The sequence below is a fragment of the Bacteroides sp. ET225 genome (assembly GCF_024733745.1).
Taxonomy (GTDB): domain Bacteria; phylum Bacteroidota; class Bacteroidia; order Bacteroidales; family Bacteroidaceae; genus Phocaeicola; species Phocaeicola excrementipullorum.
Genome location: NZ_JANRHN010000006.1, coordinates 44,861 through 61,243, shown reverse-complemented (window position 1 = coordinate 61,243; position 16,383 = coordinate 44,861). Strand labels below are relative to the sequence as shown.

General features: G+C 48.7%; 13 protein-coding genes and 3 tRNA genes. 4 read left to right on the top strand and 12 right to left on the bottom strand.

Features of this window, described 5'->3' with window-relative positions:
• Positions 1-23: 23 nt before the first annotated feature.
• The 3 genes from NW212_RS04395 to trmD all read right to left on the bottom strand — a co-directional run bounded on the left by NW212_RS04395 (position 24) and on the right by trmD (position 3,631).
• Positions 24-1,292 carry a hypothetical protein gene (locus NW212_RS04395; protein ID WP_258337427.1) on the bottom strand — a complete coding sequence of 423 codons (1,269 nt, stop codon included), beginning with the start codon at positions 1,290-1,292 and terminating at the stop codon, positions 24-26.
• Between the two features lie 141 nt (positions 1,293-1,433).
• On the bottom strand, positions 1,434-2,540 hold the full coding sequence (locus NW212_RS04390) for a fimbrillin family protein (RefSeq protein WP_258337426.1): 1,107 nt from the start codon (positions 2,538-2,540) through the stop codon (positions 1,434-1,436).
• Between the two features lie 416 nt (positions 2,541-2,956).
• The gene (gene trmD, locus NW212_RS04385; protein ID WP_258337425.1) at positions 2,957-3,631 is read right to left on the bottom strand and encodes a tRNA (guanosine(37)-N1)-methyltransferase TrmD; all 675 of its coding nucleotides are present in this window, start codon (positions 3,629-3,631) and stop codon (positions 2,957-2,959) included.
• A 74-nt stretch (positions 3,632-3,705) separates the two neighbouring features.
• Here trmD and ligA point away from each other — a divergent pair, with 74 nt between their 5' ends.
• Both ligA and dapA read left to right on the top strand, forming a co-directional pair.
• Positions 3,706-5,706, top strand: a complete 2,001-nt coding sequence (ligA, locus tag NW212_RS04380; protein ID WP_258337424.1) for an NAD-dependent DNA ligase LigA — start codon at positions 3,706-3,708, stop codon at positions 5,704-5,706.
• 112 nt (positions 5,707-5,818) lie between these two features.
• Complete coding sequence (dapA, locus tag NW212_RS04375) at positions 5,819-6,712, top strand: 4-hydroxy-tetrahydrodipicolinate synthase (protein WP_258337423.1); 894 nt, start codon at positions 5,819-5,821, stop codon at positions 6,710-6,712.
• A 142-nt stretch (positions 6,713-6,854) separates the two neighbouring features.
• On the opposite strand, the gene NW212_RS04370 is transcribed toward dapA, so the two are convergent.
• The 4 genes from NW212_RS04370 to NW212_RS04355 all read right to left on the bottom strand — a co-directional run bounded on the left by NW212_RS04370 (position 6,855) and on the right by NW212_RS04355 (position 9,517).
• A tRNA-Arg gene (locus NW212_RS04370) sits at positions 6,855-6,928 on the bottom strand.
• Between the two features lie 24 nt (positions 6,929-6,952).
• A tRNA-Arg gene (locus NW212_RS04365) sits at positions 6,953-7,026 on the bottom strand.
• A gap of 25 nt (positions 7,027-7,051) precedes the next feature.
• A tRNA-Arg gene (locus NW212_RS04360) sits at positions 7,052-7,125 on the bottom strand.
• Between the two features lie 82 nt (positions 7,126-7,207).
• Positions 7,208-9,517: a patatin-like phospholipase family protein gene (locus NW212_RS04355; RefSeq protein ID WP_258337422.1), complete on the bottom strand. Its 2,310-nt coding sequence runs from the start codon at positions 9,515-9,517 to the stop codon at positions 7,208-7,210.
• A 126-nt stretch (positions 9,518-9,643) separates the two neighbouring features.
• On the opposite strand from NW212_RS04355, the gene NW212_RS04350 reads away from it, so the two are divergent.
• Together NW212_RS04350 and NW212_RS04345 are read left to right on the top strand one after the other, a co-directional pair.
• Entirely contained in the window at positions 9,644-10,501 is an 858-nt protein-coding gene (locus NW212_RS04350) for a PepSY-like domain-containing protein (RefSeq protein WP_258337421.1), read from the top strand.
• Between the two features lie 203 nt (positions 10,502-10,704).
• Positions 10,705-11,199: a thioredoxin family protein gene (locus NW212_RS04345; RefSeq protein ID WP_258337420.1), complete on the top strand. Its 495-nt coding sequence runs from the start codon at positions 10,705-10,707 to the stop codon at positions 11,197-11,199.
• Between the two features lie 234 nt (positions 11,200-11,433).
• On the opposite strand, the gene NW212_RS04340 is transcribed toward NW212_RS04345, so the two are convergent.
• From NW212_RS04340 to NW212_RS04320, 5 genes are all read right to left on the bottom strand, one after another.
• Positions 11,434-12,555, bottom strand: a complete 1,122-nt coding sequence (locus NW212_RS04340; protein WP_258337419.1) for a universal stress protein — start codon at positions 12,553-12,555, stop codon at positions 11,434-11,436.
• 86 nt (positions 12,556-12,641) lie between these two features.
• Positions 12,642-12,899, bottom strand: a complete 258-nt coding sequence (locus NW212_RS04335) for a DNA-binding protein (protein ID WP_258337418.1) — start codon at positions 12,897-12,899, stop codon at positions 12,642-12,644.
• Positions 12,900-13,007: 108 nt separating this feature from the next.
• Positions 13,008-13,715, bottom strand: coding sequence for a phosphatase PAP2 family protein (locus NW212_RS04330; RefSeq protein ID WP_258337417.1), 708 nt, complete (start codon positions 13,713-13,715; stop codon positions 13,008-13,010).
• A gap of 25 nt (positions 13,716-13,740) precedes the next feature.
• The gene (locus NW212_RS04325) at positions 13,741-14,496 is read right to left on the bottom strand and encodes a tetratricopeptide repeat protein (RefSeq protein ID WP_258337416.1); all 756 of its coding nucleotides are present in this window, start codon (positions 14,494-14,496) and stop codon (positions 13,741-13,743) included.
• A gap of 3 nt (positions 14,497-14,499) precedes the next feature.
• Positions 14,500-16,350, bottom strand: coding sequence for a BatD family protein (locus NW212_RS04320; RefSeq protein WP_258337516.1), 1,851 nt, complete (start codon positions 16,348-16,350; stop codon positions 14,500-14,502).
• Positions 16,351-16,383: the final 33 nt, after the last annotated feature.

Here is a 16,383-nt window from a genome sequence, read left to right as displayed (position 1 = left end):
GTAATCCTCCGGACCATTCTTTTTTACTCTTGGGCAGGAAACACGCCATACCCGGCCGAGCGGTAGTAGTTGCCCAAGGGATTCACATACGACGAGAAGAAGTTCAAGCGCCACCCGCTGCGTTCGTTGTTCGGTCCGGCCAGCCAATATAAGCCGTGACTTCCGACAAGACTCAAACTGCCGTCGGAATAGTTGCGGGACCCTGATGCCGGAAAGAAAATCTGCTGTCCGGTCCTGTTTGCCCGGGCGTAGAAGTTCCAGCCTTTGCGGGCGCTGTCCCAAGTTCCGTTGGCTGGAGAAGTGTTAGAGGTATTTCCTCCCGTTGTTGTAAATCCCGTAAATGCATTGTTGGCAGGAAGCTTGAAACCGACAGGACAAGGATCGTAAATGGTTTTGACGACCTGGTTGTCGTTGGCAGAATACGTATTGTTGTCGGCGTTCCACAGGTTGCGGCAGGTGTTGTCACCCGACAGATTCTTTTGCATCACATCGGGCTTGAGTATATAGTTTCTGATACATTCCGTACCATACGGGAATGCCTCCACTTTCATATGAGCGGCAGAAGCGGTGCCGTTTGCATCATACCATGTTTTGTTGCCGTTCCCGCCGTTGGACGGACGGAAAGGGTCCTTGCGTCCCCATTGGTAATAAGGATGATTGCCTCCGGTAGTGACAGTTGAGCTGTTTTGGGAAACGGCAATATCGGCTGTCTGCTCACCGGCAGTAAAGCGTACCTTGCAGCCGCGCGCGCCGTAGGTGACGGTTTCTCCATCACACCATCCGAGAGGGACGGGCATAAACCTGTATCTCACATTCTGGTGATTGGTCACCTCAATGGCATTGTCCACATCCTCGTCCGTCACCCAGATGTGCCATGACCAGAGAACGGTGCCCGAAGCGTCCTTGGCGGCAATCACCGCGTTGCCTTGCTGTATGGTATGCTTGTCTACCTTGAAAGAGATATTCCCGCCGTTGCTTCCTGTGTTGTACCTGATTTCGCTGACTAATGAAGAAGCATCTTGCCAGACCAGCTCCGCATAGGCGGGCGTACAGCCGTTATCCGTGAGATAGGGAGCTTTGATGCCAGCTCCCGCATGGTTGACGAACGGATTCAGGATGCTGGAACTTGACGCTGCGGCAGAGGTATACGCAGAACTGTTGACTGCTCCGTCCTTGATCGCGTTGCCATACACCAGCGGGAAGGAGTAATATCCCGGAGCGCCGATCACGTAGCAGTTGGCGGTATTCTCAACTGCGGGACCGCCCTTGCCGTTTGCCAGGTTGTAAGGCACTTTTTCCGTTCCCAGTCCGGTCCTCAGCTCCCTTAATGTCTTTGTATGCGGACTGTCCGTTGTGCCTGTCTGTGCGGCAACCGTAGCGTTGAGAGATGCCGCAGTCGTGCCGCCCGCACCGCTTGACGTGAACCCGGTAAGCTAGTCGGGTCTGGTGTCGCTCCATGTCTTTCCGCCGTCGGCAGAGAACTGCGCCTTCCATTTTACGGGTTCTTTCTCGCCCCGGCCGTTTTGCCGGTAACTGGTCACACTGTAGGCCTTTGTTCCTCCGGCATAGGTGAAATCGGCAGGTCCGTCGACGGTGAGCACGTATTCCCAGTTGATGGAAGTGGTGGATATCTTATAAGTTACGGTCTTTCCCATCTGCCATACTTGTTTTCCGATGCTTCCGGTCAGGATATGTTCCGCTCCGTCGTTGAAAACCACCTCGATCACCGCACCGCCGGGAAGTGTCTGCGGAATCATCATGAAGGTCTGCGCATCCGTGGTGACGGCTTCGCCTGCCGTTCCCTCGGAAGCCTTGTCCAGCGTTTGGGAGAAGTCCTTCACCGTTCCGATACTGCTCCATGCGTGCGTTTCGAAATTGTAGGTGCCGGCGGAGTTCACACTTTTCAGCGTCACGCGCTTTACGGTGCCCGCCTTCATGTCACTGCCGCACACAAATTTCACGGCTGTCAGCGCGTGGTGAAAGGTAAGGCTAACCGGGGTGTTGGAGTTGCCCGGGAGTTCGCCGGATGCCGCCACAAGCAGATCCTGCTGGTCTGCCACATCATCAGGAACCGTACAGGAGATGGTCGGAGCTCCGGACGCTTCCCGTCCGGAAAGGCGGTAAGCCTCATTGTCCTTCGGGGCGTAGGCGAAGAATTTCATCCTGTAGGCACTTCCGGGCCAGTAACCGCCGGATGACGGCACCCACGAGCTGCCGATTCTGCCGACCGAAATGTCATACATGTAATTCGGAAGTTCCGTGCCGTTCCAGTCACCCGTATATGAATAGGCCGACACACCGAACGTTCCGTACATGTCGCCGGCGCTTGCCGGAGCGGCACGGGTGGACGGGCCGGCATTATCCGCAAACAGCGGCTCTATGCTGTCGGCATAGAGGGTGTGCAGGTAAAGGAGATTCATACCGTCAGCCTCCAGAGAAGAGACTGACGGACGGGCGTCTTCTGTCGTACCTCTTGTTCCGGCTGAAAGCCAGGCATTCTGGACGTCCGGTGTGAAACGGATACTGTCTGAGATCCGCATCTCATCATTGTCATCTGTGCAAGAAGCCGAGAAGAACAAACCTGAAAGTACAAGGGAGGGAAAATAATGTTTATAAAATGATTCATACAGTCATATTTTATGTTTGTCGCGGCAAATATAATCCTTGTAAAGGATTCTGCAAGACATGGCGCGTGTACATTCCGTTTCGCTATATCGCTAATAATAAGACTGTTATCCGGACCGTTGATGTACAAAAGCATCCGGTGGCTGATGAAAGAGGAGGAAGTCTGCCGCGGGGACTCTTGACGACGGGCATATATAAAAAAGTGCGGTGCGCCACCACAAACGGCGCACCGCATTTTCCGGCAAAAAGATGACGGCTTATTTTAATTCACTTAACGGCTTATTTTATCTTGCATGACGAATAACTTTAATCCACTTGACGGCTTATTTTTTTACTTCAGCAAATCCGGCCGCAGACGCTTTGTCCGCTCCAGTGATTGCTGGAACTCCCATTCGCGGATTTTCGCTTCGTGTCCCGACAGCAGAATGTCGGGCACCTTCCAGCCGTTGTATTCGGCAGGGCGGGTGTATACGGGCGGTGCGAGCAGATTGTCCTGGAAAGAGTCGGACAAGGCCGACTGTTCGTCGGAGATGACTCCCGGGATGATGCGCACCACCGCATCGGCAATCACGGCAGCCGCAAGCTCTCCGCCCGTCAGCACGTAGTCGCCGATGCTGATTTCCTTCGTGATGAAATGTTCGCGGATACGGTAGTCTATTCCCTTGAAGTGGCCGCAAAGAATGATGAGATTCTGTGCCATAGAAAGCGTGTTGGCCGTCTTCTGGTCAAATTTCTCGCCGTCGGGCGAAGTGAATATCACCTCGTCGTACTCGCGTTCGGCCTTCAGAGCACTTATGCACCGGTCAATCGGCTCGATTTTCATCACCATGCCGGCACATCCCCCAAAGGGATAGTCGTCCACTTTCCGGTAGCGGTCGTAAGCGTAGTCGCGGAGGTTATGTATATGAAATTCGGCAATTCCTTTCTTTTGCGCCCGGCTCATGATGGAGCAGTTGAAGAAGCCCTCTATCATCTCGGGCAATACAGTAATGATGTCTATCCTCATGTGTAGTACGTTTCTTTTTTGCAAAAGTACGAATATTTTTGTTACATTTGCGGAAATCATCATCCTTTAATGTCATGACAGAAATAGAAAGAATCGACCAACTGCGCAAGGAACTCCATGCGCACAACCATAACTACTACATTCTCAACGCTCCGACCATTTCAGACCAGGAGTTCGACCGCCTGATGCGCGAGCTGCAGGATCTGGAGGCGAAGCATCCGGAGCATTACGACGAAAATTCGCCGAGCGTGCGTGTGGGCAGCGACCTGAACAAAGACTTCAGGCAGGTAGAGCACAAATACCCCATGCTTTCGCTGGGAAACACCTACTCGGAGGCGGAAGTGACCGAATTTTATGAAAGGGTAAAGAAGTCGCTCAACGAAGACTTTGAAATCTGCTGCGAACTGAAGTTCGACGGGACGTCCATCTCGCTGACATACGAAGACGGAAAGCTGGTGCAGGGAGTGACACGCGGCGACGGCGTGAGGGGCGACGACGTGACAGACAACGTGAAGACCATCCGCAGCATTCCCCTGGTGCTTCAGGGAAGCGGATACCCGAAAAGTTTTGAGATACGCGGCGAAATACTGATGCCGTGGAAGGTGTTTGAGGACCTGAACCGCGAGAGGGAGCTTCGCGAGGAGCCGCTTTTTGCCAACCCCCGCAACGCTGCGTCGGGAACGCTCAAGCTGCAGAACTCGGCTGTAGTGGCATCACGCAAGCTGGATGCGTATCTCTATTACTTGCTCGGGGAAGACCTGCCTCACGACGGGCATTACGAAAACTTGCAGGAAGCGGCCCGATGGGGATTCAAAATCTCGAACGCCATGCGCAAGGTGCATACGTTGCAGGAGATTTTTGACTTCATCAGCTACTGGGACACGGAGAGGAAAAATCTGCCCGTGGCAACCGACGGAATCGTGCTGAAGGTCAACTCGCTCCGCCAGCAGCGCAGCCTGGGCTACACGGCCAAATCTCCCCGCTGGGCGATAGCCTACAAGTTTCAGGCCGAACGTGCGCTGACCAGACTGGAGAAGGTGACTTATCAGGTGGGGCGCACCGGAGCGGTGACCCCTGTGGCAAACCTTGCTCCCGTACAGCTTGCAGGAACGGTGGTGAAGCGCGCTTCGCTCCATAATGCCGACATCATCGCATCGCTCGACCTTCACATCGGCGATATGGTTTATGTGGAAAAGGGGGGCGAGATTATCCCGAAGATAACAGGCGTGGATCTGGCTTCGCGCCCGCAGAACAGCGAAAAGGTGACCTTCATCACGCATTGCCCGGAATGCGGCTGCAAGCTGGTGCGCTATGAGGACGAGGCGGCCCACTACTGCACGAACGAATCTACCTGTCCGCCGCAGATCAAAGGGCGGATCGAACATTTCATCAGCCGCCGCGCCATGAACATTGAAGGGCTCGGCCCCGAAACAGTTGACCAGTTTTATCAGGAAGGCATGATCCGCGACGCGGCCGATCTTTATACCTTGCAGGCCGCCGACATCTGCCGCCTGGACAGGATGGGCGAAAAATCGGCCGAAAACATCATCAAGGGAGTGGAGAAATCGAAGCAGGTGCCTTACGAGCGTGTGCTGTTTGCCCTCGGCATCCGTTTTGTAGGCGAAACCGTGGCAAAGAAAGTGGCCAGGGCTTTCCCCTCGATCGACCGGCTTGAAGCGGCCACGCTGGACGACCTGATCCAGGTGGACGAAATCGGCGAGAAGATTGCGCAGAGCATCATCCGTTTCTTCAGCGACGAAAAGAACCGCATCCTCGTGAACCGCCTGCGCGAAGCAGGGCTTCAGATGGAAGCTGCGGCGGAAGACGTGGGCGGCCGCACCGACAGGCTTCAAGGCAAGTCAGTCGTCATCAGCGGGGTGTTCGCCCATCATTCGCGCGACGAATACAAGGCCATGATCGAAAGACACGGAGGAAAGAACGTGGGAAGCATCTCCAAGAAGACCAGCTTCATCCTTGCCGGAGAAAACATGGGCCCCAGCAAACTGGAAAAGGCGAAAAGCCTGGGCATACCTGTGATGAACGAAGACGACTTTCTTGCTCTTGTGGAAGAATAGGATACATATTTTTACATAATACATGCAAAGCGTAAAAAAACGATTAAAAATGCAGGGTAAAAAGAAAATATTCGTACTTTTGTACATCTATTAAAGTGTTTAGAACTCATTTATGATACGCAGAAGACTAAAAGGAATGGGGGTGGCACTCATCACTCCCTTCAATGATGACGGCAGTGTCGACTACCAGTCGCTGATGCGTCTGGTGGAATATCAGATACAGAACGGAGTTGACTTTCTTTGTGTGCTGGGGACAACGGCAGAAACGCCTACACTGTCGGCAGAAGAAAAGAAGAAAATCAAGCAGCTGGTTGTTGAACGTGTAAACGGGCGTGTCCCCATTTTGCTGGGAGTAGGCGCAAACAGCACACAGACTGTTATCGACACGTTGCAGAACGATGATATGACCGGTGTGGACGCTGTTCTGGTGGTGGTTCCCTATTACAACAAACCGTCGCAGGAGGGCATTTACCAGCATTATAAGGCGATAGCCAACTCCACCAAGCTTCCGATAGTGCTTTACAACGTTCCCGGACGTACGGGGGTGAACATGACGGCAGAAACCACGCTGCGCCTGGCGCGCGATTTCGACAATATCGTCGCTATCAAGGAAGCCTCGGGAAACATCACGCAGATGGACGACATCATCAAGCACAAGCCCGAGAACTTTGACGTGATTTCGGGAGATGACGGCATAACGTTCCCGCTGATAACGCTGGGAGCGGTAGGTGTGATTTCGGTTATAGGAAATGCGTTCCCGCGCGAATTCAGCCGCATGACCCGCCTGGCTCTTGCCGGCGACTATCAGAACGCGCTGACCATACACCACAAGTTTACGGAACTGTTCAAGCTCCTGTTTGTAGACGGTAATCCGGCGGGAGTGAAGGCGATGCTGAGCATGATGGGAATGATAAAGAACCGTCTGCGCCTGCCGCTGGTTCCTACCCGCATTACCACTTACGAACAGATGCGGCGGATTCTGGACGAACTGAAGATCAAGTGCTGATCGGTTTGAGATATTAGGCACAGGAAACGGCGGATTGCGAAAGATGCCGTTTCCTGTGCTTTTTTTTGTGTCTGGCTGTTCGAGAAAGGGAGAGATAAAAACAAGAGAGGACATTTCCGCTGATGAAAATATCCTCTCTTTGTGATCGCGACAGGATTCAAACCTGTAACCTTCTGATCCGTAGTCAGATGCTCTATTCAGTTGAGCTACGCGACCGACACTTGATGTTTTTTCCTTTTGTGACCGCGACAGGATTCAAACCTGTAACCTTCTGATCCGTAGTCAGATGCTCTATTCAGTTGAGCTACGCGGCCAGCAAATATGGCCAAATCTCTGAGGTGATCGCGACAGGATTCAAACCTGTAACCTTCTGATCCGTAGTCAGATGCTCTATTCAGTTGAGCTACGCGACCAATCTCTTTTTGTTTGACGGGTGCAAAGGTAGGGAGTTTGTTGGATATATGCAAATTTTCGGGCAACTTTTTTCTAAACTTTTTAGTCCATAAACCTGCTTCCAAATATCTGCCAGCCCAATGTCAGCCCCACGTTCCAGTTGTTATTGGGTGAGCTGTAGTGGTTTAGGTATGCGCTGATCGATCCGAAGGGCAGGCGCACCACCAGATCCAGTTCGCCCATATATTCGAACCTGGAGAACAGTTTTCCCAGATAGGCCTTGTGGTTTATGTCTTCTTTTATGGGAAAAACCGGAGCAAAGCCATAAATTCCCAGCCTGGCATGGAACACATTGTTGAACTGATAAATGGGGATCACCCCGAATCCTACGTACTGATTGGCCCGGAAAGCTTCGTTGTAGGCCGTCTTGCTATGAGCCGTTGGCGTAAATTCTCCTGCCTGCATCATTGTCGCACGATAGTTCTGGCTGAAGTTCCGCGATGAATAATAGATGTTCAGATAGCTTCCCAGCACAAAATTATGGCGGAGATTGAAATATTTCTCCATTTCATATGACAGTTGCAGCCACGACTGGATATACTTGTAACCGTTCTCGTAATCAGCCGATGCCACGCCGGGATAGAAATACTCCGTTCCGGTATAGATGTGGGCCGACAGGCGTTCGCGCCGTCCGGATGTGGCGAACTGGCGGCTGTTAAGCGTGTTGCCGTCAATGGCCACCGAGCCTCCGAATATAGCATACTGGCTTCTGTCGCGTTTCGCCGTATTAAAGTCGATGACATTGGTCTGGAAATACATGTCCTCAAGTTTGGCTGCTCCGATGCCGAACTCTGCCTTCAGGCTGCTCAAGAAAGGGAGCGACATGAACAATTTGACAAACCTCTCTTCCTGTTTGTTGAAAATAGGAGCGTTTCCTTTGTTCAGCAGTTTTTCCTGTTTCAGGTAATTGAACTTCGACAGCGAGGCGACGAGCCGGCAGGATGTCGGTATCTTGGTAGGCAGGTCAAGTCTTCCTGACACCTGAAAGTTGTTGTATATCTGTCCAAGCTGGCCGTCGACGGAAACCTCTTTCGAATAGTTGTTCAGGTTATAGTAAGTGGCTCCTATGTACATCTGGTTGGCTCCGTTAGACCCTACATTGCCTCCTACGCGGAGCGACAGCTCGTCTTCCATCTTCACATCCAGTACAAGCGTGTATGCCTTGTCATACGGATTGTATGTTGCATGGGGAAGTATTTCTGAGATCAGATTGTCTGACATGAGGCGGAAGTATCCCCTCCGCAGTTCTTCCAGCGGAAAGGTTCCGTCCTCGTCTGCATGAAATTCTTTTCTGATGTAGCGCTTCTGGTGTTCGTTTACTCCCCGGATTGTGATGTTTCTGAAGCGGAACTCAGGCAGTCTTCTTTTGAACTCGATGCGCTTTCTTTCTATCATCCGCGAATCTGTGCGCCTGGAGATGCGTTGCTTTATCGAGTCCATCATCTGGATGGTGCGCTTGTAGCCTGCGTCATGCAGTTCGTTGTAACGGTCAAAATCCATCAGGTTCACGTCGGTATATTTGAACGTCAAGAGAATGCCCAGCGAATCGGGCAGCGTATAGTCGGTTTTCTGCATGATCATGCTTTCCAGCTGGCCGATCAGATCCCCTTCTTTCGGCTTTCCCGGATTCGAACTGACTACACTGCCTATGATAATGTCGGGATGAAAAGAGTCAACCATCACGTTTACGGGGAAATTATTGTATATTCCGCCGTCGTAGGCAAGCACGGAGTCTATTTCAATAGGCTTGAACATGGCGGGAAAGCTCATGGAGGCGCGCACGGCGTCACCCAGATCGCCCTTGTCGAAGATGATGGGGCACTTGTTGTACACATCCGATGCCACACAGCGGAAAGGGACGAACAGCTTGTTGAAATCTCCGCTGCACCCGGCGGTCGCTTCTCCGAACAGTTCAAGGAAAGCCAGGTTCATCTGCATCGGGTCCACCACGCTCGAAGGCAAAAACTGGGTCTTCACCTTGTGCAAAGGATTTTTTAGCGATACCCGAATGTTTATGAATTCCGGAGTAGGGGGATTCTTCTTGAAATAATAGATGTATTTTTCCTCGATGCCGCCGGTATACCATCGCTTGAAATCGTCTGATTTGAGCAGCTTCTCCATGTCGTCGGGCGAATATCCCATGGCATAAAGCGAACCGACAATGGCTCCCATAGAAGTTCCGGCAATATAGTCAATGGGAATGTTGTTTTCCTCAAGCGCGCGGATAATGCCTATATGGGTGATTCCTTTAGCTCCTCCGCCGCTCAGCACCAGCCCCACCTTCTGAGCGCAAATGGGAATAGAGAAAAAGACTGTTGCCAGAAACGTCAAGACTGTGAATATTTTTTGCATATAAGTCAGCTTCAAAAAGTATGGTATCAAAGATACGCAAAAAAATAAATTATCTTGACAATTTCAGAATCTTTTCAGATTCATTCCGCAACTTTGTATCAAGGAAATGAAATAAGGTATATGTATATGAAAAGAATGGTTCTATTGGCCTGTATTGCACTAGGTGCGGTCGGCCTCCAAAGCTGTGACAAAGATGACGACAAGAACGTGCAGGTTCCGGACACATTGCGGCAAGCTTTCACGTCCCGTTACCCGAATGTGGCTTATGCGGAGTGGGAACGGAAAGGGGATTTCTATGAAGCAGAGTTTTCTGAGAACGGTTATGAGAACTCAGCCTGGTTCCTGCCTGACGGCACATGGCTGATGACTGAGCGCGACTTGCGCTATGAGGATTTGCCCCAGAATGTCCGTCAGGCATTCGAGTCCGGAGAATATGCCGGCTGGAGAAGAGATGATATAGATGTGATTGAGCAGAAGGACATGGAAACCAAATATATCATTGAAGTGGAAATGCAAAATCAGGAATACGATCTGATCTATTTTGAAGACGGAACACTGGTTTCGGCGCAGGCTGACGGCGGAAACAGCGATGAAGGCCGTATGCCGATGGCTCCCCAGCAGGCTTCAGATATAAAGGAAGAAATAGAAAAGCGGTATCCCGGCGCCCGCATTCTGGATATTGAATACGAGAATAGGGGCAGAGTGGAAGTGGAAATCCGTGATGGAAGTATTCAGAAAGAAGTGGTTTTCACTTCGGATAACGCCGGCTCGTATGCATGGGTTCAGACGTCGTGTGATGTAAGGTGGAAAGATATTCCCAAAGCAGTTGCGGACACGATAGAAAACAACCGGAAGGGGGCGGAAATAGATGATGTCGACTTTATCGAAACGCCCTCAGGAAACTATTATCTGGTTGAACTGGAGATGCATTCTGCAGACATTTATTTGAAAATAGATGAGCAGGGAACAGTGCTGAATGCATGATATAAGTCAAAAGATATGCTGAAAAACATAAAAAATCAGCATATTTTATTCATCCTATCAAAATAAAGCGTACTTTTGCAGCGGACTTCCAATCAGATGACGGGATTTTCCGGAGTGATCCGCAGAATCCTTTAACTAACGTTCCGGCCGGGAAGTCGCTGTAAAAGGACAGAGCCGGATAGTATTAACTAAAATCAAATTACATGGTAAAAAATGTAAAATGGTTTTTTGTTGTATTAGCAATCAGTTCCTTGATTTCTTTGTCGTTTGACAAGAAAAAAACTTTAACAGACGAATTGCCCGTCGGCAAGCTGGCTCCTGAGGTAGTTCTCTGTAACGAAACCAAACCGCTCAACCTGCAATCTGCACAAGGGAAATACACCCTGCTGAGCTTTTGGGCGAGTTATGACGCAGCATCGCGTGTAAAGAATGCCAAACTGAATCATCTGGCCGGAAACGATGCGCGCATAAAGATTATTTCCATTTCGTTCGACCGCTATGAATCGGTATATAGAGCGGCGATTGAGCAGGACGGCAATGATTCCGGAAACTGCTATTGGGAAATGGAGGGAGAAAACTCGGATATTTATAAATCTTATGGTCTGAAGAATGGATTTACAAATTATCTGGTGGACAACGAAGGCGTGATAGTCGCCAAAGATGTAACAGCCGATATGTTGGCTTCCTTGCTGGATTAAGCATATCAGGTGTTATTTTTGAAGAGAAAACTTGGATACAACAAAAAAAGCAAGAGAATGCATCGTTCAGGAAATACGTGCATTCTCTTTTTATTTTATAGATGCTTTGTAACTCTCAGCAATGTTATTCTACGGGTCATGTATGGTTAGATGTCTTGTTTGATTATAATCGGCATTATGTTTAATTAGATTCATGCAATGGAACAAGGGTCTGCTGCCCTTGTTCCAATTACGCTATTTGATAACAAGTATGGGGGTGCTGGTATGGAAAATCATTCTCCTGGCAATGCTTGGATTAAAAAGTCTGGCAAAGACGTTGCGCTTGTAGTTGCTTATACATAACACATCAATATTATTTGCCTTTACATACTTGTCAAGATTCGCAAGCAAATTATCGCCCGGAATCACGTCATATCCGATTGACAGTTGCGGATACTGTTTCTTGAAATATTCTTTGATGCCGGCCAGTTTGATCTCATTCCACGTCCGTTTCTGTTCGTCGCTGGTCAGATTCAGGAAAGCGATTTCAAAGCTATAATCCTTGAAAGTGGTAATCAAGGAATCAAAAGCCATCAAATCTCTCTGGTCAAAGTTCGTGATGAGCGCGACCTTGCGAATTTCCTTGAAATTCTTCTTTTTCGCTCCTTCCGGAATTGCATAAACGAAAGTCGGACTTCTGTCGATGATTTCAGCGGTTACGCTGCCTATCAGGTCCATTTCTTTTTCTCCTTCGCCACGGGTCCCCATAATGATGATAAGCGGCTTTTCTGTCCGTGCGTAATGCAGGATTTCTTCTTCAGGAACGCCTTCACGCAACACACACGTGTATTTTACATCCGGCAGCTCCCCTTTAGCTATTTTTTCCTTGATGCTGTCGGTCAGCTTGTTAAGTTGGGCATGAACTGTTTCCAAAAGATGCTTGATACCCATTTCCGGTTCAACAGGCATGCCAAAGCCCTCCGTAGCATATTGGAGGCTAGGCATATAGACCGGACTGAAATAAACGTGCATCAATACGACCTCAGCATGAATTTCGGCTGCAAAGTTGAAACCAAACTCACACGCCTTCATCGAATAATCAGAGAAATCGACCGGAACAAGTATTTTGTTGCTTCGCTGCTTTTTGGGCTTTTCTTCGCCTATTTCTTCCGACAGCCAGGCTGAATCTTCCACTATTTTCAAGGCACGCGGCAGATCGCTTTCTTTGATTCTCACACGCACTCCCGATGATATAACCGGCTGAATGAGGTTTACATTGTGGATATACGCTTCAATACCTTCATTCTCAAGAACATTTTTAAGGATCTGAGCCTTCGAGTATGTAAGGATAGCTAAAGTTACAAGTTTTTCTTCCATGGCTCCGCTGTTGTTAGGTTAGACAATAAAAAACAAGAGCTGCCATAAGGCGGACTGCATTCCGCTCTTCTGACAGCTCTTTATGATTACGCCCGCTGGGCTTCTTTCAAGATGGCTATTGCTTTATCCAGCACAGTTGTATCGTCAAGCATCACCAACCCACCGTCTGGTCCTGGCTCCAAGTGTATTCCAACACATTTGCCGTCCTTGAAATTATGCCCGCCAAAAAAATTGCGAACGGTTTCAACACTCAGATTGAGTTCGTCGGCGATGCGGTGCATGCTACCGCTTGGCAAAGAATCTTTTATCTTTCGCAGCTCATTGAATGTTATTGTCCTGTTCATAGTAATCAAATATTTAAGTGTTCGACGGATATTGTTATTAAACTCGACTTAAAAGTAATGAAAAAATATGACAGACGCAAACCAAATCTGAAGTTTTTCTTATATTTTTTATAAAGAAAGAGTTCGCGTAACAATCATTCCTGCAATTAAAGCATAGAAATAGGTCAGCCACAGAACGGTATAAAGCAGCGTGACATCATCCCTGGAATATCCGGTTGGCGTATACTGTGACGATACATACTGCGGCCGTGAAGACCACTTTTTCTGCATATAGCGAAAAAGCGTATATACCAGCACTCCGACGATGCATCCCTCAGAAGCACCGAATACAATATCTCCGGGATAATGAACGCCAAGATAAATACGTGAGAAAGAAGGTATTGCCGCCCAAAGATACATCATGACTCCCAACGGAACGCTGCGGACAAGCAGAGTCACTAACGTAGCCACAACGAAGGTGTTGGCTGCATGGCTCGACATGAATCCAAAGGCTCCTCCCCTATACCCGTTCACCACATTTACAAGATACATGATTTCAGGGTCCTGTGTCGGTCTTGGGCGTGCGAAATAAGGTTTGCAGATGCCGGAAGCTATCTGGTCGGCAAGAGTTACTCCCACCGCAAACATCAAGAGTATGACAAGCGATTGCGAGAGTTTGTTATTCTTGAAGATGACATACAGCAGCATGACAATTGCCGGAATCCAAGTCTTTGTATCCGTCACAATCCACATCACTCCGTCCCACAGCAATGAATCATTGTCATTGAGGGTTAGCAATAAAGATTTGTCGGCTTCTATCCACTGCTGTATGTCCATTATATAAAAGTCTTAAAAATTATCATCAAATGACCTCGATTGAAGAAGCTTTAACCCATCCTACATTTCCATCCTCAAGGCGGATTTCCTTCCATTCCTTCATCGAATTGTCGTCAATGTATACTTTTGTGCCTTCGTGCAGGACAAAAAGGTCTGTCCCGCTCTCATTGGGCGTACTTTTCACTGCAACGGAAGGCTCCATTATGATGGCTCCGGTGCGATTGACAAGTTCGTCCTTCTGTTGTCCAGCAAAGACATTGGAGCCTATAGTGATCACCAGCATTACAATCGCTGCTACAAACCCCGTCTTTCTCAGCCACAGTTGTTTTCCAAAGATATAAAAAGAAAGCGTAATCAGACACAAAATAAAGGAAAAAATTCCGATGAAGCTCCACGACCGCTCGCTCATCGTATTGACAAGGCTTTTATACCACGTAACGATAAACACTTCTGCCGTAGGAGTAATCTGGTCGACGGTCTTGCTTCTGGCCATTTCCAGATTGAAGCGGATGTCAGAATCTCCCGGATTCAGAAGCAGTGCCCGCTCATAATTGAGAACAGCTTTCGCGATATTCTTTGACTTGTAATACGCGTTTCCCAGATTATAGTAAATAGCGGCCGATTCTCCTTGGGTATTCAGAATCTCTTCATACATTCCGACAGCCTCGCTGAAATTGTTTTTTTGATAGGCAGCGTCCGCCTCCTCTTTTGTCGCTGCGGCATTGGCAACCTGCACAAAGGTTGCCGCCAGCAGTATGAGCACGAAAGAAAGTTTCTTCATATATCAGTTTCTCCTATCCGTTTTTAATGTTTTTATACTGTTTTCCATTTTGCTTATCACTTCGACAGACGCGCTGTATACTTTATCCATCGCCTCGCTTTCATTGCCCGGAGCATAACGGGCGAACTCACATTCGTTCAGCGTGTCAATGAATTCCTTTACGAGATTCTCAGAAACCCCGTAGCGTGACAGTTCCATTTCAATATTGTCCTTTGAAAGCTGCGATACCGGAATGCTCAGCTTATCGCTGATATATCCCCACAAGGCTTTCAGCACTTCATCATAAAATTCATTCTTTTTGTTTTCTGCCAGCAGTTTTCCTGCAAGTTTCATGCGTTTTGCAGCCACCTTGTTTGCTTTTTTAGTTTTCACCTTGGCCACATTTGCGTTCTCTTTCGCCTGTTTGCGATAAACAACCACAAAAGCTACAAATAAAACAAACGGTATCAGATACCATATCCAGTATCCTAATGTCCCAAAGAAGAAGTCGCCTTTCGGAATAAGTGGCGTATCACCCAGTTTGATGAAGCGTATATCTTTGGCAAGCATCTTTACACTTTCTTTATTGGTGAAATCTGCTATAACCTGATCGGCATTGCCTTTTCCTTTGGCTACCTTAACCGTATACTCTTCCGTTTTAAGCGTTTTGTAGCTGTTGCTTTTCAGGTCAAAATAGCTGAATTCGACCGATGGAATCTTGAACTCACCTGCATGGCGCGGAATGGCCAGATATTCAAACGTTTTGGTTCCGCTTACTCCGGCATTCGTCAATTTGGTGTTGTCCGTAGTCTTCGGGTCGTAAACTTCAAAGTCTTGCGGGAAATTGACCTCCGGAGCACTTATAAGCTTCATGTTTCCTGTTCCCGACAAGGTGAGTTTTACCGTAACGGCATCGTTTGTCTTCACATCTGTTGAGTTGATCGAAGAACTCAGCTTAAATTCACCTACAGCTCCCGAGAATCCTGCCGGTTTTGACGGAAGCGGAAGCACATCAATCGTCACTTTAGGAGTTACGATTTTCTTTTTGACTTCGATATACCCTCCTCCATTGAAAAAGGCATCGAACGGATCATCCGAGATTGTCTGCTGGGCAACTATCCCTTCGAATGTAATGGAAGGAATTTCCAGTTTGCCTGTCTGTTGGGGAAACAGCACATACTGGCTCCATACCGTTGTATTGTAATTGCGTCCTTTATAATGTTCAAGCGAGAACGTTTTTTGTTGCGGCAACGGAACTTCTTGTGTATGGAATCCTTTCAGGTCGGGCATTTTGCCCACCAACTGACGCAGATTAACCAGCGTATATACTTTATAGGTCAGCAGAATAGCCTCCTGTTCATGAACACGAGTCTTGCTTGCCGTTGCTGTGATGAACAAGTCATTGTTCGTTATGCGGCTTCCTGCCACCTGCCCCCTTGAAGACGAGGCAGAACCTCCCCCATTGTTACTTCCGGAATTGCCGGTCTTGTCTGGCGGAAGCACCTTGATTTGGATTGCATTTGAGAATATCTTTTTCCCGTCCACCTCAATGCTTGCCGCAGGAATCGTGTACGTTCCTTCTTTTCCGGCCATCAAGATGTACGTAAAGGCCGTAGAGCTGCTGGATGTACGTTTCCCGTTGATTATCTGAATGTTGCTCTGCTGTGAACGGCTTGGTCCCATCAGAACGTCAAATCCCGAAATCGAAGGGGCGCGAAAATCTTTTATGTCTTGCGAATTGACGGTAAATACCAGTCTGAACTGGTCACCGCTGACCACCACGTCCGGCGCATCAGCTGTCAGTCGAGGCTGTTCAGCTGCAAATCCCTGCAACGAAGCGATCACCATCAAAAGTAAGAAATATACCTTTCTCATCATTTATCATTCCGTTTTTATTGTTTCCACTTA

What these genes read in the sequence shown, in the direction of transcription:
- NW212_RS04345 (WP_258337420.1), top strand. Translation starts at nt 10,705, where the DNA reads ATGGTAAAAAATGTAAAATGGTTTTTTGTTGTATTAGCAATCAGTTCC.
- NW212_RS04330 (WP_258337417.1), bottom strand. Translation starts at nt 13,715, where the DNA reads ATGGACATACAGCAGTGGATAGAAGCCGACAAATCTTTATTGCTAACC.
- ligA (WP_258337424.1), top strand. Translation starts at nt 3,706, where the DNA reads ATGACAGAAATAGAAAGAATCGACCAACTGCGCAAGGAACTCCATGCG.
- NW212_RS04320 (WP_258337516.1), bottom strand. Translation starts at nt 16,350, where the DNA reads ATGAGAAAGGTATATTTCTTACTTTTGATGGTGATCGCTTCGTTGCAG.
- dapA (WP_258337423.1), top strand. Translation starts at nt 5,819, where the DNA reads ATGATACGCAGAAGACTAAAAGGAATGGGGGTGGCACTCATCACTCCC.
- NW212_RS04355 (WP_258337422.1), bottom strand. Translation starts at nt 9,517, where the DNA reads ATGCAAAAAATATTCACAGTCTTGACGTTTCTGGCAACAGTCTTTTTC.
- trmD (WP_258337425.1), bottom strand. Translation starts at nt 3,631, where the DNA reads ATGAGGATAGACATCATTACTGTATTGCCCGAGATGATAGAGGGCTTC.
- NW212_RS04390 (WP_258337426.1), bottom strand. Translation starts at nt 2,540, where the DNA reads ATGCGGATCTCAGACAGTATCCGTTTCACACCGGACGTCCAGAATGCC.
- NW212_RS04335 (WP_258337418.1), bottom strand. Translation starts at nt 12,899, where the DNA reads ATGAACAGGACAATAACATTCAATGAGCTGCGAAAGATAAAAGATTCT.
- NW212_RS04350 (WP_258337421.1), top strand. Translation starts at nt 9,644, where the DNA reads ATGAAAAGAATGGTTCTATTGGCCTGTATTGCACTAGGTGCGGTCGGC.
- NW212_RS04340 (WP_258337419.1), bottom strand. Translation starts at nt 12,555, where the DNA reads ATGGAAGAAAAACTTGTAACTTTAGCTATCCTTACATACTCGAAGGCT.
- NW212_RS04325 (WP_258337416.1), bottom strand. Translation starts at nt 14,496, where the DNA reads ATGAAGAAACTTTCTTTCGTGCTCATACTGCTGGCGGCAACCTTTGTG.